Genomic DNA, 26,863 nt, shown 5'->3' with positions numbered 1-26,863 from the left:
TGGGCGGCTACCGCTCATGAACCCAGCTGCGAGTTCAGCAGGTCGGCCTCCTTGCGCCGGCGAGTGCCATAGCTGTCGCCAAAGTTGCGCAGGTTGGCCAGGGCACTCTTCCAGTCGCGGGCCACCACCTGGGCCCAGAAGTTCGGTGTGCGAGTGGCCAGGTTGCCGTACTGAAAGGCCACCGAGGCGATCACCGTCTGCATCGGCGCCGGCAACTGGGCGAAATCCACCCCGCTGGCCTGGGTGTAGGCCGCTGCCAGCCGATCGACGAAGGGCGCCTTGTAGGCCTCGTCGATCAGCTCGGCCTCGTCGCTGCTGATGCTCAGGGGTTGGCCATCGAGAAACTGCTTGGCCTTGAGCCCCGTCAGCCCCAGGTAGGGCGTCAACCGCCGCACCAGATCCGCCGGCAGGTTCAGCGCCTGCAAGTCCTGAACCCCGCGCTGGCCCAGGTCGAACCCGGTGCCCACCGTGACTCCGCTCTTGCTGTTGGCTGCATCGGGCACGTAACCACGGGTCATGGCCCCGCCTTCGAGGGCGGCGATGAAACTGAAATCAATCGCATAACGTGACATGGATATTTCCTCCACCAGTTGAAGAAAATCCAGTGCACCACCCGCGACCGATACAACATCAGGATGTAATAGTTCCTCTTCATAGGGGGGAAATTTCCCACTGAACAACGGACGAGACACCTCCTTAGGATCAAGCCAGCGTTATCCATAATTCCAAGGAGGTACCAAATGGACGTGAAAGACCTCAGTCTCATTGATATTCGCCAACTCCCCCACTCGCTCCAGGCCCTCATCGATTGCATCGGCCTGGAGAACGCCTACCGCCTGACCCGGGAATACGGCGGCCGCCCCAAGTACATTCCCAAGCACGCCGAACGCACCTCGCTGGCCCTGATCCTGCCACCCGACGCCCTCAACGCCCTGATCGAACGCTTCGCCGGGCTGGCCCTGGAAATCCCCAAGGCCGATCACTTCTGCCGGCAGATCCGCAACCAGCACATCCAGCTGGAGAGTCTCGGCGGCATTTCCCGCAGTGTGCTGGCGGACAAGTACGGCCTGAGCCTGCGGCAGATCGGCAATATCCGTCGCCTGGAGGCCAACACACACCGGTAATCGCTTCCCGCTGAATGAGCCGCCACGGCTTTCTTAAGGTGCAGGGGCGCATCCCGCGCATCCCAGAACAAGGAGCTAGACCATGGCAGATATTGATAAGGGCTTGATCGGCGGCGTGATTGCCGCGCTGCCCCTGGACAAGATGATCACCGGTCCGCTGATGGCAATGATCCAGGCGCAAGTCGCCGCGAGCAAAGCCTATGCGGACTTCCTCATGGGCGTGTGCATCAAGGACGGCCAGGCGGTATCGGTGCAGTTCGACTACGACGAAACCCTGGTGGATGAACAGGGCGTCTACAAGGGCACGGTGAAGAAATCGATGCGCATTCCGCTGCTGGCGGCCATCAGTCACCCCAACATCACCATCGAGGAAGGCTCCATCGAGTTCGAGCTGACCATCAGCCAGATGGCCGAGGACACCAGCAGCACCGAAGCCTCCGGCAGTTTCGAGGCGAAGCTGGGCTGGGGCCCGTTCAGTGTTTCGGTCAAGGGCGCGGCGAGCCACAAATCCACCCAGACCCGCAAGACCGACACCCGCGCGCGCTACGCCATCAGCACCAAGATCGTCCGCCAGGACCCACCGGAAGCCCTGATGCGCGTCATCGACTTCCTCACCGACGCGGCCACCAAGCCCGTGCGGCTGCCGAGCACTCAACCGACCGACCCGGACAAGCTGCCAACCGCTAACACGCTGGCAATGCCGGACGCCCCGGCCGAGAAGAAAACCGGCACCGGCGGTTGATCCACGCGGCACCTTCGCCCCAGCAACCCGCCCCGCCTTCACGGCGGGGCACTTCAGCCACCGAACAAGGAGCGTGATCCATGGCGTTTTTTTCCCGCAGCAAGGAGCCCATGTCGGCCAGCGACCTGAGCCACATCACCCGGGGCATGCACCAGGCCGCCGCCGCCACTCACAACCTGATCGCCCAGCAGTACATCAAGCTGTTCGACCAGTTCTTCGATTACAACGTCAACGACCTGGGCACGCCGATGAAGGCCAAGATGGTCGAGGTGGCGCTCAACGATGACCACGTCATCAACGTGCCGCTGATTGCACTGGTTTCGCCCAAGGGCCTGGCCCTGCACAAGATGACCGTCGACCTGTCGGTGCGCATGCAGGCCACCGAGCTGCAGAAGGCCAGCCACGACCTGGAGAATGGCGAGCTGCAAAGCGAGAAGTTTTTCGTCACCTTCGGCAGCGGCAAGCGTGATGGCCAGGAACGCGACCCGGACGAAGTGCAGATCAGCATGGAGTTTCGCGACTGCCAGCCGCCGGAAGCGATCCAGCGCCTGATCGAAGAGTTCACCAACCTGATCAGCCCGCAACGCATCAATGAAGGCCCGGCAGCCGCCGCTGGCAGTGCGCCCGCCGACCCGGACTTGCTGGCCCCTTGAGCCCGGGGCCCGCCCGGCTGACCGCGGCGGTCAGCCCGAAGGCGCCTCAAGGCTTGAGGTTCACCGAACGCCAGTCGCTGGCCTCGATCATGCCAAGCATCTTCGGCGCGCCATTGAGGGTATCGGTGGTGATGAACAGGGAAGCGCCGTAGCCCAGGGTCGGGGTCGCCAGATTCAGCTCCGTTTCCAGTTCATCCATGCATTCACTGTGGGTCACCAGCACAAGATTGCGCCCGGGCACCTTGTGCGCCAGCACGTCGCGCAACAGATTGCCCTTGCAGTTGTACAGCCAGCCATCGCCACTGCTGACCTTGCTGAACATGTACCCCGCGGTCTGCGCGGTGCGGGTCATGGGGCTGTTGTAGATGTCGGTGCGCTCCAGGCCCAAGTGCTCGAATCGCGCGCCGATGGCCACCGCCACTTCCCGGGCACGATCGGTAATGCCATCGGCGGGCCCCCGGCCAGGGGCGCTGGGACGGGCGCAGCGCTCTACATGCCGCACCAGGACAATGGTGTCGCCCTTGGCCCAGCTGCTGGTCATGGCCCGGACCCCGGCCACGTTGTCATGCGCCAGGTCGGGCACCGCCGCCGGACGCCACCAGAACAGGCACAGCGCAAACAGCAACAGAATCGCCAGCAGCAGGACCAGGCGGTTCTTGTAGCGCGTCAGGCCGCTCACCGTGAATGAGCGTTTGACCGGCGGCAAAGCGAGTCTTGTGGCCACTGTCCAACCGCCCCTATGAGAATGATTCGATGTGTTGAGCAACTCGCCATCAGGCTAGCGCGTGCTGATGACAATCGAGCGCCGTCGAATACCGGCGGCATCGACTCGTCGGACTCTAGGGCGGCAAGCGTGGGTCGCGAGTGAAATGAATGTGAAAAAAAGCTCAACGGACCGGCGGTGATCCCGCAAAATGACCGTCCATCGCATCAAGCATTGTCCTGGGACAATACCGACGAAATCGTTTCAGCTATGGGCCGTTCCGCCGATACACCCCCTACAAAACACCTTGCTGGTCACCAACAACAACAATCTTCCAGCCAACTCAAGATCAAGAAGAGCTACGTTCCTGGAGGAATTCAATGAGTAGTTGGTTTGCCAACATCAGCGTCAACCTTAAGCTGGGCCTGGGTTTCGGCCTGGTCCTGGCCCTGACCACCGTCCTTGCACTGACCGGCTGGACCAGCCTGGGCAGCCTGATCGACCGCAGCAACTGGATGAGCGACATCACCCAGCTCAACAGCGGCCTGACCAAACTGCGCGTCACCCGCCTGCAGTACATGCTGGCCAACGGCGACGAAACCGCCGCCCAGGGCGTGCAGAACACCCTCGACGATTTCAGCGCGCAGCAGAAAAAGCTTCTGGCCTCGTTCCAGAGCCCGGACAACATCAAGCTCCTGCAAGGCCTGGGCGCGACCATCAGCGCCTACCAGGATTCGCTGAACAAGATGCGCAACGCCTACCGCACCGGCGACGCCGCGCGCCTGGCAATGAACCAGAACGCCGAACGCGCCAATGACCTGATCAACGGGATCTACACCTGGGTCAAGCAGCGCCCGCTGAGCGACGAGCGCTTCGAACAGTTCCAGGCCATCACCCAGGCCAAGGAAGCCTTCCAGCTGGCCCGCTATGAAGTGCGTGGCTACGTCACCACCAACAACCCGGATACCGAACAAAAGGCCTTTACCCAGCTCAATGCGGCGATTACCGAACTCGGCCAGCTCAATGCGCACTTCGGCAGCACCCAGCGCGAAGCCCTGCAACAGCTGGAAAGCGCCCTGAGCGGCTACCGCAGTTCGCTGCAGGCCTTCAAGCTGGCCTTCAGCGATGCCGTGCAGGCGCGCAAGGAAATGACCGACCAGGGCGCCGACATCGTCAGCCGCAGCGACGCCCTGTACCAGATCCAGCTGGACCGCCGCGACATCGAAAGTGCCCAGGCCCGCAGCCTGCAATTGATCAGCACCCTGCTGGCGCTGCTGGTCGGCGTACTGGCCGCCGTGATCATCACCCGGCAGATCACCCGTCCCCTGCAGGAAACCCTGGCCGTGGTCGAGCGCATTGCCTCCGGCGACCTGACCGAGAACCTGCGGGTCACCCGGCGCGACGAACTGGGCGTGCTGCAACAGGGCATCGCGCGCATGGGCGTGACCCTGCGCGAGCTGATCGGCGGTATCCGCGACGGCGTGACCCAGATCGCCAGCGCCGCCGAGGAACTGTCGGCCGTGACCGAGGAAACCAGCGCCGGGGTCAACAGCCAGAAGGTCGAAACCGACCAGGTGGCCACCGCCATGCACGAGATGACCGCCACCGTGCAGGAAGTCGCGCGCAATGCCGAAGAGGCCTCCCAGGCCGCAGCCGCCGCCGACGGCGAAGCCCGCCAGGGCGACAAGGTAGTGGCCCAGGCCATCGAGCAGATCGAGCGCCTGGCCAGCGAAGTGGTGCGCTCCACCGACGCCATGACCGTGCTGCAACAGGAAAGCGACAAGATCGGCAGCGTCATGGATGTGATCAAGGCCGTAGCCGAACAGACCAACCTGCTGGCGCTCAACGCCGCCATCGAAGCCGCCCGTGCCGGTGAGGCCGGGCGTGGTTTTGCCGTGGTCGCCGACGAAGTGCGGGCCCTGGCCCAGCGTACCCAGAAGTCCACCGAAGAGATCGAGGAACTGGTGGCCGGCCTGCAGAACGGCACCCAGCAAGTGGCCACGGTGATGAACAACAGCCGCAGCCTGACCGACAGCAGCGTCGAGCTGACCCGCAAGGCCGGCGCCTCGCTGGAAAGCATCACCCGCACCGTGTCCAACATCCAGTCGATGAACCAGCAGATCGCCGCGGCCGCCGAACAGCAGAGCGCCGTGGCCGAAGAGATCAGCCGCAGCATCATCAACGTGCGCGACGTGTCCGAACAGACCGCCGCCGCCAGCGACGAAACCGCGGCCTCCAGCGTTGAACTGGCGCGCCTGGGCGGCCAGTTGCAGATGATGGTCAGCCACTTCCGCGTCTGATTCGCCCCCCGCGGCCGCCCCCCCCTTGAACCAGGGTGGCGGCCACACGCGGGTTGGTAGACCGGTACTCCAGACAACCGGCGCACGCAAGATGCCCCGCGCATGGACGCCATAACATGTCGGCATTGCGCTTTTTGCTGGCACGACAGCTTGCCAGCGAAAGGCGCAACACCGTCGCCCTACCTCACCGGTCTGGCCACACCATCCAACAGCGCATCCACTACCGCCCGCGCCATCTCCACCGAATGAATCATCGACCAGATCAGCCCACGCTCGATGCCGCTGGCACTGGTGATTTCGTCGGCGGTTTCTTCGGCGCACTTGAGCAGCAATGAAACGTGCTGCAGTGCTTCTTCGGCATTGAAGCCCTCACGTACCGAGAACAGCGGACGGCCATTGCCATCCCGGCAGCCAAAGCCAGTGCTGCCGGTGGCGGTGAAATGCTCATGCAGAGGGGCCGAGAGAGGTTCGGCTTTCAGTGCCTGAAGCAAGGTTTTGTTGGGCACTTCCAGTGCGGTGATCAACTCACGGCTGGGTTGCAGAACAGGTGGATCGGGAACGATCTTCTTCATGATCAGCGGCTCCTTTTTATGAAAGCCGCCAGCATCACTTGCAGATGATGGGTGGCGGCTACGTGCGAGCCTGCAAGACCAGGAAGAAGCAAACCCGGTAGATCCGAAGATCTCCCGCACGTAGCCACCATAAATCGAACTGAACAATCAGTGATCCTGAGTGGACGTGGACATTCGCTTCTTGTGCGGGCTTGCAGACCCGATCGCTGGTTTTGCCAACGACGGACGCAGACTAGCCCCGGACAATTGGAAGGTTCAAGCCACTCGAACAGCTGAAATGTAACGGGGGGATTCTCGCGGAAATGCCCTACAAATCAAAGCGAAAATCCGCCATCAGTGGCGAACCTTGTCGCGCGGTGGTTAGGGGAATAGGCGGCGCGCCCTTCGCTGGCAAACCAGCTCCTACAGAGCGGTGTTCAGCCACTCTGGAGCCGGTTTGACCGGCAAAAGGCGCCAATCCCTGGCGCCGAGCATTTACACCCGTCAGGGTTTGCCCTTACCTTTCCCGGTCTTCGTCCTGCTGTCCGAAGGATCAGTCACCAGGAATACCTCGATGCCCAGCCTCGGTTTTACCTCGGTCCCACCCCTGCTCAAATACCTGCTCTATGCCGAGCAGTTGGGTATTGCCAGCGAGCCGGCACTGACAGCGGCCGGGCTTACGGCCGCGCAGTTGAACGACACCAGCCTGCGCCTGCCGCTGGAGGTGCATGAGCGGCTGCTGGACTACCTCTGCCAGCAGTCCGGCGATCCGCTGTTCGGGCTGAATTCGGCACGCTTCGTCAAACCCAGCTCCTGGAACGTGCTGGGCTACATCACCATGAACTGCGCGACCCTGGGCGAAGCCATGGGCCGCATCATGCCGTTCGAGAAGCTGGTGGGCGACATGGGCACCAGCCGGGCCGAGGTGGCGGGCGATCAGGTGCGGCTGATCTGGAACTGCCGCCATCAGCGCCCGGACATTCGCCGGCACCTGGTGGAAAACGTCCTGGCTTCCTGGCTGTTGTATGCGCGCTGGATCGCCGACTCGCAGTTGTCGCCCAGCGCGGTGTGGTTCGAGCACGCCCTGCCGGATCAGGCCGAGGCCGCGCAGTACGAGGCGTTATTTGGCTGTCCGGTACTGTTCCGGCAGGCTTGCTCGGCGCTGGTGGCGCCACTGGACTACCTGCAGTTGCCACTGCGTCAGGCCGATGCGCGGCTGCTCAAGACCCTGGAGGAACATGCCCAGGCGATGATGGCGTCCCTGGGCGATGCGCCCCTGGCGTTGCAGGTGCAGAACCTGTTACGCCAGTTGCTCAAGGACGGCCTGCCGCGCAAGGAGCAGGTGGCGGAGCAGTTGCAGATGTCGGAACGCACCCTGCAGCGCCAGCTGCAACAGGCCGGCACCTCCTACCAGCAGATTCTCGATGACTTGCGCCAGGAGTTGGCCGAGCACCACCTGCGCCACAGCGCCCTGTCGATCCAGGCCATCGCCGATTGCCTGGGCTACAGCGAATCCCGCTCCTTTCACCGCAGCTTCAAGAACCGCACCGGGCTGACCCCGGGGCAATTCCGTCAGGCCACGCTGAGCACCGGCAAGGCCTGAGCGCCCTCAGACGCAAATGGCGTTGGTGAACACCAGGCGATTGCCGAATGGATCGCTGACGCTCATGTCCTGGCTGCCCCAGGGCATGGCCTGGATCTGCGGATGGGAGAAACGGTAGTCCTTGGCCAGCAATTGCTGCTGGAAGGCTTCCAGCTCGTCGGTTTCGATCCGCAGCGCCGCACCCGGGCTGCAATCGCCGTGATGCTCGGACAGATGCAGCACGCATTCGCCCCGGGACACCTGCATGTACAGCGGAAAGTCATCCTCGAAGCGATGCTGCCAATCCAGGTTGAACCCCAGGAAGTCGAGGTAAAACTCCCGGGCCTTGGCTTCATCGAAGATCCGCAGGATGGGGGTGGTTTTGCCAAAGCTCATTGCGCGACTCCCTGACCGAATTAAGCCGCCTGTACCGGCGGTGCTTCCCAGCACTTCGGCGCCACCCAGGGATTCTTTAATAGCACCGCGCCATCACTGTGACGAAGATCAAAGAATCAGCCCGCGCGACTGAAGCCCTGACGCAAATCCCCCTCCCGTGGCAGGAAGCGCCCGGCGCGCTGACCGTTGGCCCGGCCCTGGGCATAACTGCACACCCCGTTGACCCACACCCCATCGATCCCTTGCGCCGCTTGCTGCGGGTGCTTGAAATCGGCGACGTCGCGCACCCGCGCCGGATCGAACAGCACCAGATCGGCCCAATGCCCTTGGCGAATCTCGCCGCGCTGCTGCAGGCCGAAACGCGCGGCGGAAAGCCCGGTCATCTTGTGCACCGCGGTGTGCAGCGGGAACAGCCCCAGGTCGCGACTGAAGTGGCCCAGCACCCGGGGAAAGGCGCCCCACAGGCGCGGGTGGGGGAACGGGTCTTCCGGCAGGCCATCGGAGCCGATCATCGACAGCGGATGGGCGAGGATGCGCCGCACATCGCCTTCATCCATGCCGTAGTACACCGCCCCCGCCGGTTGCAGGCGCTCGGCGGCGGCCAGCAGGCTGACACCCCATTCGCTGGCAATTTCGCTCAGGTCACGCCCGCCCTGTTCCGGATGCGGCGTCGACCAGGTGATGGTGATGGGGTAGGCATCGGTGACCTGTTTCAGGTCCAGGGTCGAGGAACTGGCGGCGTAGGGGTAGCAGTCGCAGCCCACCGGATGATCCTCGGCCGCCTGTTCCAGAGCCGCCAGCAGTTGCGGGCTGCGCCCCCAGTTGCCGGCCCCGGCGCATTTGAGATGGGAAACGATCACCGGGGCCCGGGCCGCGCGACCGATCAGGAAGGCCTCATCCATGGCCTCCAGCACCGGCTCGAACTCACTGCGCAGGTGGGTGGTGTACACCGCGCCGAATGCCGTCAGTTCCTGGGCCAGTTGCAGCACTTCATCGGTGTCGGCGCTAAACGCACTGGCGTAGGCCAGCCCGCTGGACAGGCCGAGGGCGCCGTCTTCCAGGCTGTCGCGCAGTTGCTCGCGCATGGCCGCGATCTCGGCGGTACTGGCGGTGCGATAAAGGTCCGCCAGCTGATTGCTGCGCAGCGCCGTGTGCCCCACCAGGGCGGCGACGTTGACCGCCGGGTGCGCCTCATCCACCGCCGCGCGGTAGTCGCGAAAACGCGGATAGACAAACATGCCGCGCTCGCCCAGCAGGTTCATCGGGTCCGGCGGGTCGCCCTTGAGGCTCACCGGCGCGGCGCTGATTCCACAGTTGCCGACGATCACCGTGGTCACGCCCTGACTGAGCTTGGGCAACATCTGCGGCTGACGGATCACCACCGTGTCGTCGTGGGTGTGCACGTCGATGAACCCCGGGGCCAGTACCCGCCCGGCGGCATCGATATCGACCTCGGCAGTGGCCGTGGACAGATCGCCGATGCAGGCGATGCGGCCGTCGAGGATCGCCAGGTCGGCGGGGTAACCCGGGCGGTCGCTGCCGTCGATGATCAGGGCGTTGCGGATCAGCGTGTCGTAGCGCATGTCAGTCTCCCAGGGGCAGGCAGTCTTCGCCGCCACGGTAATGGTCCAGGGCCAGCTTGATCCGCCGCAGGCGCTCCTGGTTGTCGTCCGGCTGGGCCAGGGCCAGCTCGGTGGCCAGCACGTCGATGGCCAGCAGCATGCCGTAGCGGGCGGCGGTGGGTTTGTAGATGAACGGGGTTTCGGCGCTGTGCAGGGGCAGCAGCACATCTGCCAGTTGCGCCAGGGGCGAGTCGGGCAAGGTGATGGCCAGGATACCCGCGCCATAAGTGCGCGCCAGGGTCACCGCCTCCAGCAACTCGGGGGTGATGCCGGTCAGGGAACAGGCGATCACTGCGTTTTGCGGCCCCAGGGCGGCGGCGGTGACCCGCATCATCACCGGGTCGTGACAAGCGGCGATGGGGTAGCCCAGGCGCACCAGGCGCACCTGCAGTTCACCGCTGCACAGGGTCGAGCAGCCGCCGCTGCCGAAGGCGTGAATCATCCGCGCCCGCCCCAGCAAGCGCACCGCGTCGGCGAACTGCGCCTGGGTGAAACCAGCCAGGTGCCGATGCAGCACGGACTCGATGTCGCCGACGATCTGCCGGTAGAAACCGGACTGTTCGGGCGTACTGCCCGGGTCGAGAAAGCGGCTGCCGACGCCGCTGGCCTGGGCCAGTTGCAGGCGCAGTTGACGCAGATCGCGGCAGCCGACGCTGCGGGCAAACCGCGACAGGGTGGCGGCGCTGACTTCGGCGCGCTGGGCCAGTTGGTCGAGGCTGGCCGAGGCGCCAAAGCCGACGTCGTCCAGCAGCAGACGGGCGACCCGCTGCTCCCCGGCGCTGAAGTCATTCAGCCCCGCACGGATCTTGTAAAGAATGTCCATCTACAGCAGCTCCGCGAGTCCCAGGGTCAGGCCGAAGGCGATCAGCGAAATCAGCGTCTCCAGCACGGTCCAGGTCTTGAAGGTTTGAGTGACGGTCATATTGAAGTATTCCTTCACCAGCCAGAAGCCACCGTCATTGACGTGGGACAGAATCACCGAGCCGGCGCCGGTGGCGATCACCAGCAATTCCGGGTGCGGGTAGCCAAGGCCAACGGCCACCGGCGCCACCACTCCCGAGGCGGTGGTCAGGGCCACGGTGGCGGAGCCGGTGGCGACCCGCATCAGCACCGCGAACAGCCAGCCCATCCACAGCGGCGACAGCTGGAATTCATGGGCCAGGCCGACGATCTGCTCGGTGACCCCGGAGTCGATCAGAATCCGATTCAGGCCGCCCCCGGCCCCCACCAGCAGGGTGATGCCGGCCGTGGGCGCCAGGCATTCGTTGGTGAACTTGAGGATCGACTCGCGATTGATGCCCTGTGCCAGCCCCAGGGTCCAGAAACTCACCAGGGTCGCCACCAGCAGGGCGATCACCGAGTTGCCGATGAACAGCAGGAACTGATTGAGCCCGGTGCCCGGCTCGGCCAGCAAGTTGGCCCAGCCGCCGATCAGCATCAGCACCACCGGCAGCAGGATGGTGGCCATGGTCAGGCCGAAGCTCGGCAGGCGCGGGCGCGGCTCGCGGGCGATGAACTGACGCTCCAGGGGGTTCTCCGCGGGCAGGTGGATGTGCGGCACGATGAACCGGGCATACACCGGACCGGCGATGATGGCCGTGGGCACACCGATCAGGATCGCGTACAGCAGGGTCTGCCCCACCGAAGCCTGATAGGCCTGCACCGCCAGCATCGCTCCCGGGTGCGGCGGCACCAGGGCATGGACCACCGACAGCCCGGCGACCATGGGCAGGCCCACCATCAACAGCGATACCCCAACCCGCCGTGCCACGGTGAAGGCGATGGGGATCAGCAGCACAAAGCCCACTTCGAAAAACAGCGGCAGGCCCACCAGGAAGGCAATGCAGACCATGGCCCAGTGCGCGTTGCGCTCGCCGAAACGCTCGATCAGGGTCCGTGCCACTTGTTCGGCACCGCCGGATTCGGCCATCAGCTTGCCGAGCATGGTGCCCAGGGCCACCACCAGGGCAATGTGGCCCAGGGTCTTGCCGACCCCGGCTTCATAGGCGCTCACCACGCCGGACGGCGGCATGCCGGCCATCAGCGCCAGGCCGACGGACACCAGGGTGATGACGATAAAGGGATTGAGTCGGTAGCGGGCGATCAGCACGATCAACGCAATGATGGCGACTGCGGCGTAGCCCAGCAGCCAAAAACCCGATGCAGGAGCCATGGGACCCTCCTTGAAGACAGCGTCACTTCGAATGGTTGTGAAACGCTTTAATCACTTAAGGAGGCGGGTTTCAAACCCAATGAAACTAATTTTCGTAAAGAGGCAGGCTTTGTCGCGAACAGCTAAGCAAAAGTGCGAGTGATGAAAATCAGTGGTGGGTATTTTCACTCCCCGATGACGGCAAAACGGGCGAGCATTCTCCCTCGCCCGCGGGCCTCAGTCGTGTTGCACCCGGGCCCGCTTCAGCAGCTTCTTGCAACGCTGCGACAGGTGCAGCACCCGCAGCTGCTTGCCGGCCTTGGCATAGCGCTCACGCAGGGTTTTCAGGGCGGCGATGGCCGAGTAGTCGACAAAGCTCAGGTGACGGCAGTCAACGGTCACATGTTGCGGGTCATTCGCCGGGTCGAACTGGTTGAGAAACGGCGTGGTTGAGGCGAAGAACAGGGTGCCGTGCAGGTGATAGTGCTTGCTGCCGTCGGCCTCCAGGTGTGCGTCGGCGTAAAGCTCGCGGGCCTGTTGCCAGGCGAAGTTGAGGGCGGCGATCACGATGCCGCAGAACACCGCCATGGCCAGGTCGGTGAAGACTGTGATCACGGTCACCGCGATGATCACCAGCACATCGTTGCGCGGCACCTTGTTGAGCACCCGCAGTGACGCCCAGGCAAAGGTCTGCTGCGACACCACGAACATCACCCCCACCAGCGCCGCCAGCGGAATGCGCTCGATCAGCGGCGACAGAAACAGCACGAAAAGCAGGATCAGCCCCCCCGCCACCACGCCGGACAAACGCCCCCGACCACCGGAGCTGAGGTTGATCACGGTCTGGCCGATCATCGCGCAGCCGCCCATGCCGCCGAACATCCCCGAAACCATGTTGGCCACGCCCAGGGCCGCGCATTCGCGGTCCGGGTAACCTCGGCTCTCGGTGATTTCGTCGGTCAGGTTCAGGGTCAGCAGGGTTTCCAGCAGGCCGACCATGGCCATCAAAAACGCGTAGGGCGCGATGATGCCCAGGGTTTCCAGGCTCCAGGGCACCTGGGGCCGCGCCAGGCTTGGCAGACCACCGGCGATGTGGGCCATGTCCCCCAGGGTGCGGGTCGGCAGGCCCAGCAGATAGACCAGCGCGCCGACCCCGAGGATCGCCACCAGGGCCGGTGGCACCGCCCGGGTCAGGCGTGGCAGCAGGTAGACAATGGCCATGGTCAGCGCCACCAGCCCGGCCATCAGGTACAGCGGCGGGCCGCTGAGCCAGTGTTCACCACTCTTGAAATGCTCCAGTTGAGCCAGGGCAATGACGATCGCCAGGCCGTTGACGAAGCCCAGCATCACCGGGTGCGGCACCATGCGCACCAGCTTGCCCAGGCGCAACAGGCCAAAGGCGAGCATGATCAGCCCGCCCAGCAACACCGTGGCCAGCAGGTACTGCACCCCGTGCTGCACCACCAGGGCGACGATCACCACCGCCATGGAACCGGCGGCACCGGAGATCATCCCGGGACGACCGCCGAACAGCGCGGTCAGGGTGCAGATGAAGAACGCGCCATACAGGCCCATCAACGGGTTGAGATGGGCCACCAGGGCGAAGGCGATGCATTCGGGGAGCAACGCGAAGGAGGTGGTGAGTCCGGCCAGGACATCGGCGCGCAGACGTTTTGCTTTCATGGTTGACCTGATAGACGGACCGGCGAACGCGGTCCTGGGAAGAGCACAAAGGAGGCGGGGAATGTTACGGAATCGAGGCGCCGCCGACCAGCCGGCCGTCGGCGCCTGCACAACGAATGTCGGAGCTGGCTTGCCAGCGAAGACGATTTCGCGGCTTGCGCAAGACCCGGAGGCCTCTTCGCCGGCAAGCCGGCTCCTACAGGGGACAGCGGTTACCGGACGACTTTGCCGACACCACGGCCGCGGGGGTCGGAGGCGGTTTCAAGCGCGCGGCCATTGACCCGGATCGCCTGGATATCGCCCATCTCCCAGCCCTGGTCCTCCAGGGTGTAGCCCATGTTTTTCAACTCGTCGGCGACCTTGCCGGTCAGCGGCGCATAGGCGTCGTAGTAGATCGTGTCCTTGGGCAGCAGTTGGTGATGCACGCGCTGGGCGGCCACGGCTTTCTCCAGCGGCAGGTGGTAGTCATAGAGGTTGTTCAGCACCTGGAAGATCGAGGTGAAGATCCGCGAACCACCGGGGGTGCCCAGTACCAGGGTGACCTTGCCATCGCGGGTCACCAGGCTCGGGCTCATGGACGACAGCATGCGCTTGCCGGGAGCAATGGCGTTGGCATCGCCGCCGACCACGCCGAAAGCGTTGGCCACGCCGGGCTTGGCGCTGAAGTCGTCCATTTCGTCGTTGAGCAAAAAGCCCGCGCCCTTGACCACCACGCCACTGCCGTAGTCCCAGTTCAGGGTGTAGGTGTTGCTCACCGCGTTGCCCTGGGCATCGACGATGGAGAAGTGGGTGGTCTGGTGCCGCTCAAGCCCGGGACGCACCTTCTCGGTGGCCGAGATGGCATTGGGGTTGACCTCGGCGGCGCGTTTTTTCAGGTAGGCCGGGTCGGTCAGTTGCTTGACCGGCACTTCGGAAAACGCCGGGTCGCCCAGGTAGTCGGCGCGGTCGGCGAACACGCGTTTTTCGATTTCCGCCAGCAAGTGGATGTACTTGGCCGAGTTCAGCTCGACGCCCTTGAAGTCCGCCGCGCGTTCTTCCTTGATGCTGATCAGCTGCGCCAGGGCCACTCCGCCGGAGCTGGGTGGCGGCGCGGTGTACAGGGTGTTGCCACGGAAGTTGACCTGCAGCGGCTGGCGCCACTGAACCTTGTAGTCCTGCAGGTCTTGCTTGGTGATCAGGCCCTTGTCGGCCTGCATCTGGGCCACCAGCAAGTCGGCGGTCTTGCCGCTGTAGAACTCCTTGGCGCCCTGGTCGGCAATGCGTTCCAAGGTCGCGGCCAGCTCCGGCTGACGGAAGGTTTCACCCGGCTTCATGCTGCCGAAGTAGTCGCCGAAGTTGGTGCTGCCATTGAACAGCTTCAACGCATCCTCGCGGTACTGGTACTGCTTGTCCGCCACCTTGAAACCGTTCTTCGCATAACCCACGGCCGGAGTGATCAACTCGCTCCACGGCAACTTGCCGAACTTCTGATGCGCCTCCCACAGCCCCATCACGGTGCCCGGCACCCCGGCGGCGCGGGCGCCCACCAGGCTCAGGTTCTCGATCACCTCGCCCTTTTCGTTCAGGTACATGTCCCGGGTCGCGGCCTTGGGCGCGGTTTCCCGGTAGTCGAGGAAGTAGGGTTTGCCGTCGATGAACATCGTCATGAACCCGCCGCCACCGATGTTGCCGGCTTCGGGGTAGGTCACCGCCAGGGTGAACGCGGTGGCCACCGCCGCATCCACCGCGTTGCCGCCCTTCTTCAGGATCTGCGCCGCAACATCGGCGCCGTACTGGTTGGGCGCCGCCACCGCGCCGCCTTCCAGGGCCGCGGCAAAGGCCGAACCGCTGGCGGCGATGGCGGCTGCCAGGGTCAGGGTCTTGAACAACAGAATGCGCATGAGGTCCTTCCTTTTCTTGTTATTGAACGGCAAGAACCTTAGGCCCGAGACGCGGGTTTGAGCAATCGGCAATCGTGGCACGAACGTCCCAAGCCTGAGCCATGGATAACCGTAGGAGCTGGCTTGCCAGCGAAGGCGATCTCGGGACTGACGCCAAATCCGCAGGCCCCCTTGGCCGGCAAGCCGGCTCCTACAAGGGATAGCTTGATTCAGGCGGGGTATCGGCGCGGGACCTTCAGCCCTGAAATTCGGCGTGGGCGTAAGCGGCCAGCTTGCCCTGGATGAAGTCCAGGAAGCACTGGATGCGCAGGGCCAGTTGCGAGTTGCGGTAGTACACCGCGTTGATCGGCTGGCGATAGCCGCTGTTGAACGAGGCCAGCAGCGGTTGCAGGCGCCCGGCGCGGATGTCGTCGATGGTCATGAAATGCGACAGGCAGGCAATGCCCTGCCCTTCCAGTGCCAGGTGGCGCAAGGTTTCGCCGCTGGAGGCACTGATGCCTGGCTGGATCGGCCAGCGGTCGCCGTGCCCATGGCGCAACGGCCAGTGGTTGAGGGTTTCGGTCTGGGTGAAACCGAGCAGGGTGTGTCCGGCCAGTTCCGCCACGCTCTGCGGCGTGCCGTGGCGGGCCAGGTAATCCGGGCTGGCCAGAATATGCAGCGGACTGCAGCCCAGGGAGCGGGCATGCAAGGTCGAATCCGCCAGCACGCCGATGCGGATGGCGATGTCGGTGCTTTGTTCCAGCAGGTCGATGATCAGGTCGTTGCTGTTGAGCTCCAGCTGGATATCCGGGTACAGCCGGCGGAACTCGGCCACGTGGGGAACGATGGCGTGGAGCATGAAGGGCGAGGCGGCGTTGATTCGCAAACGCCCGGAAGGAGTGCGCTGGCGCGAGGACAGGCGTTCTTCGAGCTCGTCCATCTGATCGAGAATGCGCTTGGCCTGCTCGAAGAAATAGCGCCCCTCTTCGGTCAGGTCCATGCGCCGGGTGGTGCGGTTGATCAGCGTGGTGTCGAGCTTGGCCTCCAGCCGCGACAAGCTGCGGCTGACTGCCGAAGGGGTCTGGGCCAACTGTTCGGCAGCAGCGGAAATCGAGCCGCACTCGATGACGCAGACGAAGACTTGCAACTCGTCGGATCGGGCTTTCACAGGAGTCCTCAGGCGGCGCGGGGGCAGAACGCCCCGCTGAATTTCAAGGCACTCAATAGTAGCCGGATTCAGCCTGGGAGATTGAACACCGCCTTGAGGTGCTGCGCATAACGCTGCACATCGCCTTCGATGTTCGGGCGCTTCATCACATCGACGCAGAGGAAGGTCGGTAAACCGCTCATGCCAAGGAACTGGTTGGCCTTGTGGAACGGGAAGTAGACCGCGTCCACGCCCTTGGCTTCGAAGAAGTCGCTCGGGTCGTCGAAGGCTTGCTGCGGTGCATTCCAGGTCAGCGAGAGCATATACTGCTTGCCCTGGATCAGGCCGCCGCTGCCGTATTTCTGCGAGGCGTCGGAACGGGTCCGGCCATCGCTGGCGTAGAGGCTGCCGTGGCCTTGGGTAAAGACTTCGTCGATGTATTTCTTGACGATCCACGGCGCGCCCATCCACCAGCCGGGCATCTGGTAGATGATCACGTCGGCCCAGAGAAACTTCGCCACTTCTTCCTGGATGTCATAGCCCTCGTCGATCTGGGTGACCTTGACCTCGACCCCGCCACGGTCGAACACCGCCAGCGCCGTGTCGTGCAGGGTGGCGTTGTAGCGGCCATCGGAGTGGGCAAATTGCTTGGCGCCATTGAGCAGCAGTACTTTTTTCATGATCCGGCCTCATCGGGGACAACCCATCGCGCATTGGCAGCGGCGGGCTGTGAAGGTTGCAAACGATGGCGGCAGGTTAATCAGCCAGGGAGCGGAGAATAAGCCCAGGTTGCTCAAAATACATTTGACCAAAACGCACGAATCACCAGCAGATATTTGCCCTAGGATTTGCGCCACCTCCCCGTCAATGAGTGCTTTGCACATGCCCCAGGCCTTTATCCTCCACGCCAAGACCCGCCCCGAACGCGCCGACGCCTTCCAGGCGTTCTTCCTCAGCCATGTCGCCGCCAGCCGCGCCGAAGCCGGCTGCATCGAGTACCACATGCTGCGGGACCGGGAAGACCCGAGCCTGTTCATCTTCTACGAGGTCTGGGCCTCCCAGGCGGCGCTGGACACCCACTCCAGCCTGCCGCACATGCAGCAGTTCCTTGAGGCCCGCATGGATTACCTGCAGCGCGACTTCGAGATCCGCGCCATCGACATGCTCAGCCCGGCCGCGGCAGGCCCCGAGCACAAGATCTAGCCGCTGATCAGCAGATGCCCGCCCAACAGGCCAAGGCCGATGAAAAACCCTCGCTTGAACAGCAAGGCACTGATGCGCTGGCGCAACCATTGCCCCAGCCACATGCCCAGCAGCGCCGGGGCCAGGGTCAGCATTGAAGCCCCCAATTCGGCCCCGCCCAGGGTGCCACGCCACAGCAGGCCGGCGGCCAGGGCCAGGGTCGACACGCTGAACGACAGGCCCAGGGCCTGCACCAGTTGTTCCTTGTTCAAACCCAGGGCCTGCAGATAGGGCACCGCCGGAATCACGAACACCCCGGTGGCCGAGGTGATCACCCCGGTGACCAACCCGCACAACGGCGCCAGCCAGCGCTCCTGGGCCGGCGACACCCGCAGGGTCGGCAGCAGCAGGCCGCTCAGGGCATACAGCAGCAACGCCGCGCCCAACCCCCGCACCACCCAATGCCCGCCCTCGATGCCCAGCCACAGGGCACCGGCGCCAGTGCCGGCGAAGATCGCCAGCAGCATCGGCCACAGACGCTTGAGCAAGGCGCGCAGGTGCCCGCCAACGGCCAGTTGCCAGAGGTTGGTCAGGGTCGACGGAATGATCAGCAAGGCCGCAGCCTGCGCCGGAGCCATAGCCAGCCCCAATAACCCCATGGCAATGGTGGGCAGGCCGAGGCCGATCACGCCCTTGACCATGCCGGCCAGCAAAAACGTGCCGATGACCAGCAAAGAAAGGGCCATTCCGAGATTCTGGTAAAACGCGAGTGAGCTGTTCATGGGCCTATCCTGCGCCCTGCACGCCGCGTTGAAAATCTGCCATATATTGAGCCAGCCTCTTGCCCAGCAATAGGCACATGCAACAACCTATCGCCCGTCGATGCCGTAGGAGCTGGCTTGCCAGCGAAGGCGCGCTCAGGCCCGAGGCAAAATCCGAAGGCCTCTTCGCCGGCAAGCCGGCTCCTACAAAAACATCTGCACGGCCTCCGTAAGAGACCCCGTTCGCCGAGGAATGCCCCATGCACTTCGACCTGATCGACCTGCGGCTGTACCTGAATATTCTGGAGGCCGGCAATATCACCGCCGGGGCCGCTCGCAGCCACTTGTCGCTGGCCGCCGCCAGCGCTCGGATCCGCGCCATGGAAGCCTCGCAGGGCATCGAGTTGCTTGAGCGCGGGCGGCGTGGCATCAGCCCGACAGCCGCCGGCAAGGCCCTGGCCCAGCACGCGCGGACGCTGCTGTTGTACGCCGAGCACCTGCAACAGGACCTCGGCGAATACGCCAGGGGGGTCAAGGGCCAGGTCCGCCTGTTGTGCAACACCACCGCCCTCAGCGAGTACCTGCCGGAGCTGCTGGCGGACTTCCTGCGCAGACATCCACAGGTCGATATCGAGCTGCAGGAACTGCCCAGCCAGCGCATCACCCACGCCCTGCGCCAGGGCGCGGCGGACCTGGGGATCGTCTCCGACGCGGTGGACACCCAGGGCCTGATGACCCGGGCATTTCGCGACGATCCACTGGTACTGGTGATGCCTGCGGACCACCCCTTGAGCACCCAGCCGGCCCCCAGCTTCAGCGACAGCCTGGCCCACGACTATGTCGGCCTGGCCAGCCACAGCGCCCTGGCGGTGTACCTGGAGGAGCAAGCGCTGCACCTGGGCCGGCGCATGCAATTGCGCATCCGCGCCGAGGGTTTCGACGCGCAGCTGCGCATGGTCGCCCGTGGCGCCGGGCTGGCGTTGGTGCCCCTGGCCGCCCTGCAGCGCAACCATCATCTGCCACTGCACAGCCGCCCCTTGGACGAGGCCTGGGCCCGACGCCGGCTATTGCTGTGCGCCCGTGATTTCGAGGCCCTGCCGCTGTATGCACAGGGCTTGTGTCGCGCGCTGCTGGAACCTTGACTCTCCCCTTAGGGGCAGACTTTAGCCTTGGGGTTTATTCCTCAAGGACCACGGCAAATGAGCAAACGCATCCTGGTGATTCTCGGACACCCCTCCGGCCACAGCCTGTGCGCGGCATTGAGCGAGCGCTACGTGAAGGCGGCGCAGGAGGCCGGGCATGAGGTGCGCCAGCTCAGGCTCGGCGACCTGCACTTCGACCCGGTGCTGCATGAAGGCTACCGGCAGATCCAGCCCCTGGAAGAAGACTTGCGCCAGGCCCAGGCCGACATCCTCTGGGCCGAGCACCTGACCTGGGTCTTTCCCATCTGGTGGGGCGGGATTCCGGCGCTGTTGAAAGGTTTTATCGACCGCGTGCTGCTGCCGGGCTTTGCCTTCAAGTACCGCCCCGGCAAGGCCTTTCCCGAACAATTGCTCAAGGGCCGCACCGCCCACCTGATGGTGACCATGGACACCCCGCCCTGGTATTTCCGCTGGTTCTACCGCATGCCCGGCCTGCAGCAGATGCGCCGCACCACCCTGGACTTCTGCGGCATCAAGCCCTTGCGCACCCTGACCTTTGGCCCGGTGCTGGACGCCAGCGAAGCGCGCAAGGCGGATTGGCTGATGCAGGCGCAGTGCCTTGCCAGGCAGTGAAAGCGCCGGATAATGCGCAACGCCGTCCACCGCCGGACGGCCCGGTACTGGAAAAGGAGCCTTCATGTACATCGGCCAAGCCGCGCAACTGTCCGGAACCACGGTCAAGAGCATCCGTCATTACGAAGCCATCGGCCTGTTGCCCGAAGCGCCACGCCAGGGTCGCTACCGCCTCTATGACACGCAGAGCGTCGAGCAGCTGATGTTCATCAAGTGCGCGCAGCAGCTGGGTTTCAAGCTCAAGGAATTGCAGCAGGTGTTCGCCACGCACCAGGGCCAGGCCTTTCCCTGGGACCGCGCCCAGGCCGCCCTGGCGCAAAAGAGGCGCGAGCTGCAACAGCAGATCGATGACTTGCAGCAGTTGCAGGGCCGGCTCGAAGTCTTCGAAACCCGCCTGCAACAGGCCCGCGAGGAATGCCCCCTGGACAGCCTCTAGGGCGACCCGGGGGGCACGGCCTCAGACCTCGGACAACCCGGCCACCGTTCTCGGCTTACGAAAGCACAGGTAGTAGACCAGGGTCAGCAACAGCAGGAAGGGCACCCCGAACACCAGGGTCATCTTGAAGGCCTCGGTGAAGAAGGTGGTGATCATCACCGCCGCCATCAGCACCAGCCCCAGCAGGGTGCTGTAGGGAAACAGGCGCATGCGGAACGACAGCTGCTGCTCGCCGTGGCGCTGGTGATAGCGGCGGAAGCAGTAGTGGGTGAGGAAGATCATGAACCAGGTGAAGATCGCGCCGAACATCGAGATCGCCATCATCAGGGTGAACGAGCTTTCCGGGTACAGCACGTTGACTAGGGTCGCCAGGGCGATGCCGGAGCTGGACAGCAGCAGGGCATTGAGCGGAATCCCGCTCTTGCTCAAGGCCCCCATGGACTTGGGCGCATAACCGGCGCGGGACAGGCTGAACATCATCCGTGTGGTGATGTACAGCTGGCTGTTCATCGCCGACAGCGCGGCGATCAGGATCACGAAGTTCATCACCCCGGTGGCCCCGGGAATGCCGATGGTCTGCATCACCGTGACGAATGGGCTCTGGGCCTTGCCGGCCTGGACCCAAGGCACGATGGCCAGCATCAGCGCCAGGGTCAGCAGGTAGAACACCACCAGGCGCACGATGGTCGCGCGAAAGGCCTGCTTCACCGCGCGCTGCGGGTCCTTGGCCTCCCCCGCCGCCACCGCGATCATTTCCACGCTCAGGTAGCTGAAGATCGACACGATTACCGCGATCCACATGCCCTCGAAACCGTTGGGGAAAAAGCCGCCGTGGGCGCTGTAGTTGTGTAGCCCGTACTCGGGGTTGCCGGAGCCGAACACGACGTACACCGCCAGGATGATGAAGCCGACGATGGCGGCGATCTTGATGGTGGAGAACCAGTATTCGAAGTTGCCGAAGGTCTTCACGCTGATGGCGTTGAGCAGGATCAGCACGCTGGAGAAGGAGATGATCCACACCCATTCCGGAACGTTGGCGAACCAGTACTTCATGTACATGGCAATGGCCGTGACCTCGGCGCCCACCGCCAGGACGATGGCCGCCCAGTAGGCGTAGCGCACCAGGAACCCGGCAAGCGGGCTGACGTAGAACTCGGCATAGGCGCCGAAGGAGCCGGAGGTGGAATGGGCCACGGTCATTTCCGCCAGGCAGCCCATCAGGATCAGGGTGATCAACGCCCCGATGGCGTAGCTCAGCAGCACGCTGGGGCCGGCATAACCGATGGCATAGGCGCTGCCCATGAACAGCCCGGTGCCAATGGCCCCGCCGATGGCGATCATGCTCATCTGGCCGGCGGTCAGCTGGCGCCGCAGGCCGTGCTCGCGATTGGAAATCGCTTCGAAACCCTTGTTGGAGGTGGTCACTTTGAGTGCCTCTTTATTGTTGTGTGCACGTATCAATCGTTGTGACGGCCCGTCCTTGTGCCGCTGGCCCTGATCGCCGCCAGTGGCGGCGATCAGGGAGTGAAGCCGACTCAGGTCACGCTGTGACGCACCTGAAACTGCGCCTGGGCCCAGGTTTTTTCATCGAGGATTTCACCGAGGATCTGCACCGCGTCCCAGACTTCGCTGAAGCGGGTGTACAGCGGGGTGAAGCCGAAACGCATGATCCGCGGCTCGCGGTAGTCACCGATTACGCCACGGGCGATCAGGGCCTGGATCACCGCGTAGCCTTCGGGGTGCTCGAAGCTCACGTGGCTGCCGCGCTTGGCGTGATCGCGCGGGGTCACCAGCTTCAAGTCGTGGCCGGCGCAGCGCTGCTCCACCAGTTCGATGAACAGGTCGGTCAAGGCCAGGGACTTGCGCCGCAGGCTCTGCATGTCGGTCTGTTCGAAGACTTCCAGGCCGCACTCGACCATGGCCAGGGAGGTGATCGGCTGGGTGCCGCACAGGTAGCGCGCGATGCCGCTGGCGGGCTCGTACTGGGTGGCCATGTCGAACTGCCGGGCATGGCCGAACCAGCCGGACAGCGGCTGGGTCACCAGATCGCACAGGGCCGGCGCGACCCAGGCGAAGGCTTGCGAGCCGGGGCCGCCATTGAGGTATTTGTAGGTGCAGCCGATGGCGTAATCGGCGCCGCTGCGATTCAACTCCACCGGCACCGCGCCGGCCGAATGGGCCAGGTCCCAGAGGCTCAGGGCGCCAGCCTCGTGGATCAGCGAGGTCACGGCCTGCATGTCGTGCATGTAGCCGGTCTTGTAGTTGACGTGGGTGAGCATCACCACCGCCGTGTCCTGGTCGATGGCCGCCGGTAGTTGGTCCGGGCTGTCCACCAGGCGCAGGGAATAGCCCTGCTCAAGCATCCGGGTCAGGCCTTCGGCAATGTACAGGTCGGTGGGAAAGTTGCTGCTTTCGGAGACGATCACCCGCCGCTCGGGAGCGCGTTCGGCCTGGACCTGCAGGGCCGCGCTGAGCACCTTGAACAGGTTGATGGAGGTGGTGTCGGTGATCACCACTTCACCGCTGTTGGCGCCGATCAGCGGGGCCAGGCGATCACCCAGGCGCTGGGGCAGGTCACGCCAGCCGGCGCTGTTCCAGCTGCGGATCAGGCCATCGCCCCACTCCTGCTCGATCACTTGCCGGGCCCGCTCCAGGGACGCCACGGGGCGGGCACCCAGGGAGTTGCCATCCAGGTAGATAACGCCCTCGGGCAAGGCGAACTGTTGGCGCAGCGGCGCCAGTGGGTCCTGTTCATCGAGACGCAGGCAGTGGTTTTTATCGATCATTGGAAGTCCTGTCTTGGTCAAGGTCATGCCCGCCAGCGCGAGCCGGGCACGGGGTCTGGGCGACCCGCAAACTCAGGAAATAATGGACGAAGCCCGCTAGAATTTTCGTGCAAAGTGCAGCGCGTTACCGTACTACTCTCGAATAAAATTCTAATCCTCCAATAAAAAACGCGGATTTATGCCAGCCATGACCCTCGACTCCACCGACCTGCGCATCCTCTACTTCCTGCAACAGGATGGACGTATCAGCAACCAGGAACTGGCGGAGAAAGTCGCCCTTTCACCCTCCGCCTGCCTGCGCCGCCTGCGCATGCTCGAAGGCGACGGGATCATCAGCGGCTACCGCGCCCAGCTCAATGCCGAGCGCCTGGGGATCGAGCTGGAAGCCATCGTCCACGTGTCCCTGCGCCAGGACGTGGAAGGCTGGCACGAGACGTTCATCGGCAAGGTCCAGCAATGGCCGGAAGTGGTGGCCGCCTACGTGATCACCGGCGCCAGCAACTACGTGCTGCGGGTGCGGGCGCGCAACCTCAAGCACTTCTCGGATTTCATCGTCAATCACCTGAACCGCGCCTCGGGGGTCACCGACATCCGCTCGGAAATCGTCCTGCAGAAGATCAAGGAGCAGGATGGCCTGCTGGATCTGGTGCTGCGCAAGTAACCCGGCCTAGAAACCTGCCGGGCGCCGTGCCGGGTGGCGCTGCGCGGTGGCGCTGGGCGCCTCGTCGAACAGCTTGCGGTACTCCGCGGAAAACCGCCCCAGGTGGGTAAAGCCCCAGGCCAGGGCAATCTCGGAAATATTGCGCGCCGCGCCGTGTTCGAGAATGTCCTGGCGCACGCCGTTGAGCCGATGGCGCTTGAGGTAGGCCATGGGCGACAGGGCGAAGTACTTGCGAAAGGCCTCGAACAGCTTGAAGCGCGAGACACCGGTGGCGGCCTCCAGGTCCTCCAGGTGCACCGCTTCACGGGCATGCTCATGCAGGTACTGGCGAGCTCGCACCAGGTAATGCGGCAGCTTGACCCCGAGCATGGCCCGTAGCTCGCTGGAATAGTTGTTGGGCTGGGCCAGGATCAGGCCCTTGATCAGGGAGCTTTCGATTTCCCGGGTGAAGGCCAGCTGTTCATAGAGCTCGTTGCCCTGGGTCAGTTCGCCGATGAAGTGCTGGGCCATGCGCCACCAGGCCGCGGTGGCCCCCTGCCGCGCGTCCATCGCCGCTTCGAAGCGCAGCGGCTGCTCCACCGGACGTTGCAGCAGGGCCTCCAGGGCTTCGCTCATGGCCGGTCGGGAAATCACCACCTGCAGCTTGCGGCAGTCGCCGGAAATGGCCAGCACCTGGCTTTCGTTGGGGGCGATGATCACTCCCTGGTCAGGGTCCGAATGCAGCAGCCGACCGTCCTTGCTCAGTTCCTGCTCGCCGCACAGGGGCAGGCTCAGGCTGTAGCTGCTGAAGCGCTCGGTGTCTTCGATATCGACGGTCACATCGGTGCCGTACTCGATGATGCCCAGGGTCGTGGAGCGTGACCTGAGCACGTTGGCACTGTGGTGAAAACGGATCCGTTCCGGGGTCGCGGTTACCAGGCGATGCGGACCACAGATGCCCGACATCCAGCTCCTGGCCCCTTCGAGGTCATAGCGATCGATACGAATCTCGCGAAACAGCCCATCAGCCTTGCTATTCATCACGGCGCACCCACGGCAATTTTTATTCAGCGCGCTCTGACGGCGCGTCTTGTGTGACAGGGCAAGTTTTGCGCCAGTCGGCAACGCTGCCAACCCAGTGGATAGCAATCGCCCACTAAGTGGATAACCCGCCCCCATCGTCCTCATCTGGCTGGGCTCACAGTAGCCGATCGGTGCCCCGCGATGCAGCCGTCGATCGCTTATCCGCCCGATTGTGGGTAGAGGCTACCCAGGCAATTTTATGGATGGCCTTGGCCGACTAAGCGGATAGCCACCGGCGCCCCGCACTCTCTCTAATGACGGCACCCGATTGACCTGAATAAAAAAGGTACCGACTCATGAGTGGTGCAAGAAGCGTCGAACAGTGGCAGGACTTCATCCACGGCTGCCTGGATTTTCGCCCCGCGGACGGCGTGTTCCGTATCGCCCGGGAGATGTTCACCGAGCCCGAGCTGTTCGATCTGGAGATGGAACTGATCTTCGAGAAGAACTGGATCTACGCCTGTCACGAAAGCGAACTGCCCAACAACCACGACTTCATCACCATGCGCGCCGGGCGCCAGCCGATGATCATCACCCGCGACGGCGAGGGCCGGCTCAACGCCCTGATCAATGCCTGCCAGCACCGCGGCACCACCCTGACCCGGGTCGGCAAGGGCAACCAGTCGACCTTCACCTGCCCATTCCACGCCTGGTGCTACAAGAGCGACGGGCGCCTGGTGAAGGTCAAGGCCCCGGGGGAATACGACGAAGGCTTCGACAAGGCCACCCGCGGCTTGAAGAAAGCCCGCATCGACAGCTACAAGGGCTTTGTCTTCATCAGCCTGGACGTGGCCGCCGACAACAGCCTGGAAGACTTCCTCGGTGATGCGCGGATTTTCTTCGACATGATGGTCGCCCAGTCGCCCAACGGTGAACTGGAGGTGCTGCCGGGCAAGTCCGCCTACACCTACGACGGCAACTGGAAGCTGCAGAACGAGAACGGCCTGGACGGTTATCACGTCAGCACCGTGCACTACAACTACGTGGCCACGGTGCAGCACCGCCAGCAGGTCAACCGCGACAACGGCAGCGGCAGCAGCGCCACCCTGGACTACAGCAAGCTCGGCGCCGGCGACGCCAGCACCGACGACGGCTGGTTCGCCTTCAACAACGGCCACAGCGTGCTGTTCAGCGAGATGCCCAACCCGGCGGTGCGTTCCGGCTACGCCAGCATCATGCCGCGCCTGGTGGCCGAACATGGCCAGGCCAAGGCCGAGTGGATGATGCACCGCCTGCGCAACCTGAACATCTACCCCAGCCTGTTCTTTCTCGACCAGATCAGCTCGCAGCTGCGGATCATCCGTCCCATCGCCTGGAACAAGACCGAGATCATCAGCCAATGCATCGGGGTCAAGGGCGAGAGCGACGCCGACCGGGAAAACCGCATCCGCCAGTTCGAGGACTTCTTCAACGTCTCGGGCATGGGCACGCCGGATGACCTGGTGGAATTCCGCGAGGCCCAACGCGGCTTCCAGGGGCGCCTGGAGCGCTGGAGCGATGTTTCGCGCGGCCATCACCGCTGGGCCACCGGCCCCACCGCCAACAGCGAGAACCTGGGCATCCAGCCGGCCATGACCGGCACCGAGATCACCCACGAGGGGCTGTACGTCAACCAGCACCGCAACTGGCAGAAATTCCTCCTCGACGGCTTGCAGCGCCAGCCCCTGAAACTGCGTGAGGTATGAA

26 protein-coding genes and 1 pseudogene are annotated in these 26,863 nt (G+C 64.1%); 12 read left to right on the top strand and 15 right to left on the bottom strand.

Features of this window, described 5'->3' with window-relative positions; all coding sequences use genetic code 11:
- Positions 1-14 precede the first annotated feature (14 nt).
- Entirely contained in the window at positions 15-572 is a 558-nt protein-coding gene (locus DNK59_RS03445; RefSeq protein ID WP_110722280.1) for a pesticin C-terminus-like muramidase, read from the bottom strand.
- Positions 573-740: 168 nt separating this feature from the next.
- Between DNK59_RS03445 and DNK59_RS03440 the strand changes: the two genes are divergently transcribed.
- The 3 genes from DNK59_RS03440 to DNK59_RS03430 all read left to right on the top strand — a co-directional run bounded on the left by DNK59_RS03440 (position 741) and on the right by DNK59_RS03430 (position 2,519).
- Positions 741-1,124 carry a transcriptional regulator gene (locus tag DNK59_RS03440; protein WP_102861053.1) on the top strand — a complete coding sequence of 128 codons (384 nt, stop codon included), beginning with the start codon at positions 741-743 and terminating at the stop codon, positions 1,122-1,124.
- Positions 1,125-1,206: 82 nt separating this feature from the next.
- Complete coding sequence (locus DNK59_RS03435; RefSeq protein ID WP_016965009.1) at positions 1,207-1,866, top strand: DUF2589 domain-containing protein; 660 nt, start codon at positions 1,207-1,209, stop codon at positions 1,864-1,866.
- Between the two features lie 80 nt (positions 1,867-1,946).
- Positions 1,947-2,519, top strand: a complete 573-nt coding sequence (locus DNK59_RS03430; RefSeq protein WP_092319421.1) for a DUF2589 domain-containing protein — start codon at positions 1,947-1,949, stop codon at positions 2,517-2,519.
- 46 nt (positions 2,520-2,565) lie between these two features.
- On the opposite strand, the gene DNK59_RS03425 is transcribed toward DNK59_RS03430, so the two are convergent.
- A complete protein-coding gene (locus DNK59_RS03425) occupies positions 2,566-3,243 on the bottom strand; it encodes a histidine phosphatase family protein (RefSeq protein WP_110722279.1) in 678 nt (225 codons plus the stop codon).
- A gap of 359 nt (positions 3,244-3,602) precedes the next feature.
- Here DNK59_RS03425 and DNK59_RS32385 point away from each other — a divergent pair.
- Positions 3,603-4,616 (top strand): annotated as a pseudogene (locus DNK59_RS32385) (methyl-accepting chemotaxis protein); the annotation flags it as partial.
- 42 nt (positions 4,617-4,658) lie between these two features.
- Complete coding sequence (locus DNK59_RS32380; RefSeq protein ID WP_371920251.1) at positions 4,659-5,522, top strand: methyl-accepting chemotaxis protein; 864 nt, start codon at positions 4,659-4,661, stop codon at positions 5,520-5,522.
- Between the two features lie 179 nt (positions 5,523-5,701).
- Here the strand turns inward: DNK59_RS32380 and DNK59_RS03415 are convergent, their stop codons facing one another.
- Complete coding sequence (locus DNK59_RS03415) at positions 5,702-6,094, bottom strand: DUF3077 domain-containing protein (RefSeq protein WP_110722277.1); 393 nt, start codon at positions 6,092-6,094, stop codon at positions 5,702-5,704.
- Between the two features lie 553 nt (positions 6,095-6,647).
- Between DNK59_RS03415 and DNK59_RS03410 the strand changes: the two genes are divergently transcribed.
- On the top strand, positions 6,648-7,676 hold the full coding sequence (locus tag DNK59_RS03410; protein ID WP_110722276.1) for an AraC family transcriptional regulator: 1,029 nt from the start codon (positions 6,648-6,650) through the stop codon (positions 7,674-7,676).
- 6 nt (positions 7,677-7,682) lie between these two features.
- Here DNK59_RS03410 and DNK59_RS03405 read toward each other — a convergent pair whose 3' ends face one another.
- The 8 genes from DNK59_RS03405 to DNK59_RS03370 all read right to left on the bottom strand — a co-directional run bounded on the left by DNK59_RS03405 (position 7,683) and on the right by DNK59_RS03370 (position 17,194).
- Complete coding sequence (locus DNK59_RS03405; RefSeq protein WP_110722275.1) at positions 7,683-8,051, bottom strand: glyoxalase superfamily protein; 369 nt, start codon at positions 8,049-8,051, stop codon at positions 7,683-7,685.
- A gap of 116 nt (positions 8,052-8,167) precedes the next feature.
- On the bottom strand, positions 8,168-9,634 hold the full coding sequence (locus tag DNK59_RS03400) for an amidohydrolase family protein (protein ID WP_110722274.1): 1,467 nt from the start codon (positions 9,632-9,634) through the stop codon (positions 8,168-8,170).
- Position 9,635: 1 nt separating this feature from the next.
- Positions 9,636-10,496 carry a MurR/RpiR family transcriptional regulator gene (locus DNK59_RS03395; protein WP_110722273.1) on the bottom strand — a complete coding sequence of 287 codons (861 nt, stop codon included), beginning with the start codon at positions 10,494-10,496 and terminating at the stop codon, positions 9,636-9,638.
- Complete coding sequence (locus tag DNK59_RS03390) at positions 10,497-11,846, bottom strand: gluconate:H+ symporter (RefSeq protein WP_110722272.1); 1,350 nt, start codon at positions 11,844-11,846, stop codon at positions 10,497-10,499.
- A gap of 216 nt (positions 11,847-12,062) precedes the next feature.
- Positions 12,063-13,508, bottom strand: a complete 1,446-nt coding sequence (locus tag DNK59_RS03385) for a SulP family inorganic anion transporter (protein WP_110722271.1) — start codon at positions 13,506-13,508, stop codon at positions 12,063-12,065.
- A 212-nt stretch (positions 13,509-13,720) separates the two neighbouring features.
- Complete coding sequence (gene ggt / locus DNK59_RS03380; RefSeq protein WP_110722270.1) at positions 13,721-15,388, bottom strand: gamma-glutamyltransferase; 1,668 nt, start codon at positions 15,386-15,388, stop codon at positions 13,721-13,723.
- 235 nt (positions 15,389-15,623) lie between these two features.
- A complete protein-coding gene (locus DNK59_RS03375) occupies positions 15,624-16,535 on the bottom strand; it encodes a LysR family transcriptional regulator (protein ID WP_110722269.1) in 912 nt (303 codons plus the stop codon).
- A gap of 68 nt (positions 16,536-16,603) precedes the next feature.
- Complete coding sequence (locus tag DNK59_RS03370) at positions 16,604-17,194, bottom strand: NAD(P)H-dependent oxidoreductase (RefSeq protein ID WP_092319399.1); 591 nt, start codon at positions 17,192-17,194, stop codon at positions 16,604-16,606.
- 202 nt (positions 17,195-17,396) lie between these two features.
- On the opposite strand from DNK59_RS03370, the gene DNK59_RS03365 reads away from it, so the two are divergent.
- Positions 17,397-17,717 (top strand): putative quinol monooxygenase, encoded by a 321-nt coding sequence (locus DNK59_RS03365; RefSeq protein WP_371920249.1) that lies wholly within the window; start codon positions 17,397-17,399, stop codon positions 17,715-17,717.
- On the opposite strand, the gene DNK59_RS03360 is transcribed toward DNK59_RS03365, so the two are convergent.
- Positions 17,714-18,478 carry a sulfite exporter TauE/SafE family protein gene (locus tag DNK59_RS03360; RefSeq protein WP_110722267.1) on the bottom strand — a complete coding sequence of 255 codons (765 nt, stop codon included), beginning with the start codon at positions 18,476-18,478 and terminating at the stop codon, positions 17,714-17,716. The genes DNK59_RS03365 and DNK59_RS03360 overlap by 4 nt on opposite strands.
- A 239-nt stretch (positions 18,479-18,717) precedes the next feature.
- On the opposite strand from DNK59_RS03360, the gene DNK59_RS03350 reads away from it, so the two are divergent.
- The 3 genes from DNK59_RS03350 to DNK59_RS03340 all read left to right on the top strand — a co-directional run bounded on the left by DNK59_RS03350 (position 18,718) and on the right by DNK59_RS03340 (position 20,668).
- Positions 18,718-19,599 (top strand): LysR substrate-binding domain-containing protein, encoded by an 882-nt coding sequence (locus DNK59_RS03350; RefSeq protein ID WP_110722266.1) that lies wholly within the window; start codon positions 18,718-18,720, stop codon positions 19,597-19,599.
- Positions 19,600-19,656: 57 nt separating this feature from the next.
- A complete protein-coding gene (locus DNK59_RS03345; protein WP_110722265.1) occupies positions 19,657-20,232 on the top strand; it encodes an NAD(P)H-dependent oxidoreductase in 576 nt (191 codons plus the stop codon).
- A 64-nt stretch (positions 20,233-20,296) separates the two neighbouring features.
- Positions 20,297-20,668: a MerR family DNA-binding protein gene (locus tag DNK59_RS03340; protein ID WP_110722264.1), complete on the top strand. Its 372-nt coding sequence runs from the start codon at positions 20,297-20,299 to the stop codon at positions 20,666-20,668.
- A 21-nt stretch (positions 20,669-20,689) separates the two neighbouring features.
- Here DNK59_RS03340 and DNK59_RS03335 read toward each other — a convergent pair whose 3' ends face one another.
- Both DNK59_RS03335 and kynU read right to left on the bottom strand, forming a co-directional pair.
- Entirely contained in the window at positions 20,690-22,093 is a 1,404-nt protein-coding gene (locus DNK59_RS03335) for an amino acid permease (RefSeq protein ID WP_092319387.1), read from the bottom strand.
- A gap of 110 nt (positions 22,094-22,203) precedes the next feature.
- Positions 22,204-23,454: a kynureninase gene (kynU, locus tag DNK59_RS03330; protein WP_110722263.1), complete on the bottom strand. Its 1,251-nt coding sequence runs from the start codon at positions 23,452-23,454 to the stop codon at positions 22,204-22,206.
- 187 nt (positions 23,455-23,641) lie between these two features.
- On the opposite strand from kynU, the gene DNK59_RS03325 reads away from it, so the two are divergent.
- Positions 23,642-24,115, top strand: a complete 474-nt coding sequence (locus DNK59_RS03325; RefSeq protein ID WP_092320574.1) for an Lrp/AsnC family transcriptional regulator — start codon at positions 23,642-23,644, stop codon at positions 24,113-24,115.
- A 6-nt stretch (positions 24,116-24,121) separates the two neighbouring features.
- Here the strand turns inward: DNK59_RS03325 and DNK59_RS03320 are convergent, their stop codons facing one another.
- A complete protein-coding gene (locus DNK59_RS03320; RefSeq protein WP_110722262.1) occupies positions 24,122-25,135 on the bottom strand; it encodes a helix-turn-helix domain-containing protein in 1,014 nt (337 codons plus the stop codon).
- A 338-nt stretch (positions 25,136-25,473) separates the two neighbouring features.
- Here DNK59_RS03320 and antA point away from each other — a divergent pair, with 338 nt between their 5' ends.
- Entirely contained in the window at positions 25,474-26,862 is a 1,389-nt protein-coding gene (antA, locus tag DNK59_RS03315; RefSeq protein ID WP_092319381.1) for an anthranilate 1,2-dioxygenase large subunit, read from the top strand.
- Position 26,863: the final 1 nt, after the last annotated feature.

Origin of the sequence: Pseudomonas sp. TKO26, assembly GCF_003225665.1 — a bacterium.
Taxonomy (GTDB): domain Bacteria; phylum Pseudomonadota; class Gammaproteobacteria; order Pseudomonadales; family Pseudomonadaceae; genus Aquipseudomonas; species Aquipseudomonas saponiphila.
This window is presented reverse-complemented; position numbering and strand designations above follow the sequence as displayed.

Coding starts and splice junctions, on each gene's coding strand:
- DNK59_RS03445 (WP_110722280.1), bottom strand. CDS start 572: ATGTCACGTTATGCGATTGATTTCAGTTTCATCGCCGCCCTCGAAGGC.
- DNK59_RS03440 (WP_102861053.1), top strand. CDS start 741: ATGGACGTGAAAGACCTCAGTCTCATTGATATTCGCCAACTCCCCCAC.
- DNK59_RS03435 (WP_016965009.1), top strand. CDS start 1,207: ATGGCAGATATTGATAAGGGCTTGATCGGCGGCGTGATTGCCGCGCTG.
- DNK59_RS03430 (WP_092319421.1), top strand. CDS start 1,947: ATGGCGTTTTTTTCCCGCAGCAAGGAGCCCATGTCGGCCAGCGACCTG.
- DNK59_RS32380 (WP_371920251.1), top strand. CDS start 4,659: ATGGGCGTGACCCTGCGCGAGCTGATCGGCGGTATCCGCGACGGCGTG.
- DNK59_RS03415 (WP_110722277.1), bottom strand. CDS start 6,094: ATGAAGAAGATCGTTCCCGATCCACCTGTTCTGCAACCCAGCCGTGAG.
- DNK59_RS03410 (WP_110722276.1), top strand. CDS start 6,648: ATGCCCAGCCTCGGTTTTACCTCGGTCCCACCCCTGCTCAAATACCTG.
- DNK59_RS03405 (WP_110722275.1), bottom strand. CDS start 8,051: ATGAGCTTTGGCAAAACCACCCCCATCCTGCGGATCTTCGATGAAGCC.
- DNK59_RS03400 (WP_110722274.1), bottom strand. CDS start 9,634: ATGCGCTACGACACGCTGATCCGCAACGCCCTGATCATCGACGGCAGC.
- DNK59_RS03395 (WP_110722273.1), bottom strand. CDS start 10,496: ATGGACATTCTTTACAAGATCCGTGCGGGGCTGAATGACTTCAGCGCC.
- DNK59_RS03390 (WP_110722272.1), bottom strand. CDS start 11,846: ATGGCTCCTGCATCGGGTTTTTGGCTGCTGGGCTACGCCGCAGTCGCC.
- DNK59_RS03385 (WP_110722271.1), bottom strand. CDS start 13,508: ATGAAAGCAAAACGTCTGCGCGCCGATGTCCTGGCCGGACTCACCACC.
- ggt (WP_110722270.1), bottom strand. CDS start 15,388: ATGCGCATTCTGTTGTTCAAGACCCTGACCCTGGCAGCCGCCATCGCC.
- DNK59_RS03370 (WP_092319399.1), bottom strand. CDS start 17,194: ATGAAAAAAGTACTGCTGCTCAATGGCGCCAAGCAATTTGCCCACTCC.
- DNK59_RS03365 (WP_371920249.1), top strand. CDS start 17,397: ATGCCCCAGGCCTTTATCCTCCACGCCAAGACCCGCCCCGAACGCGCC.
- DNK59_RS03360 (WP_110722267.1), bottom strand. CDS start 18,478: ATGAACAGCTCACTCGCGTTTTACCAGAATCTCGGAATGGCCCTTTCT.
- DNK59_RS03350 (WP_110722266.1), top strand. CDS start 18,718: ATGCACTTCGACCTGATCGACCTGCGGCTGTACCTGAATATTCTGGAG.
- DNK59_RS03345 (WP_110722265.1), top strand. CDS start 19,657: ATGAGCAAACGCATCCTGGTGATTCTCGGACACCCCTCCGGCCACAGC.
- DNK59_RS03340 (WP_110722264.1), top strand. CDS start 20,297: ATGTACATCGGCCAAGCCGCGCAACTGTCCGGAACCACGGTCAAGAGC.
- kynU (WP_110722263.1), bottom strand. CDS start 23,454: ATGATCGATAAAAACCACTGCCTGCGTCTCGATGAACAGGACCCACTG.
- DNK59_RS03325 (WP_092320574.1), top strand. CDS start 23,642: ATGACCCTCGACTCCACCGACCTGCGCATCCTCTACTTCCTGCAACAG.
- DNK59_RS03320 (WP_110722262.1), bottom strand. CDS start 25,135: ATGAATAGCAAGGCTGATGGGCTGTTTCGCGAGATTCGTATCGATCGC.
- antA (WP_092319381.1), top strand. CDS start 25,474: ATGAGTGGTGCAAGAAGCGTCGAACAGTGGCAGGACTTCATCCACGGC.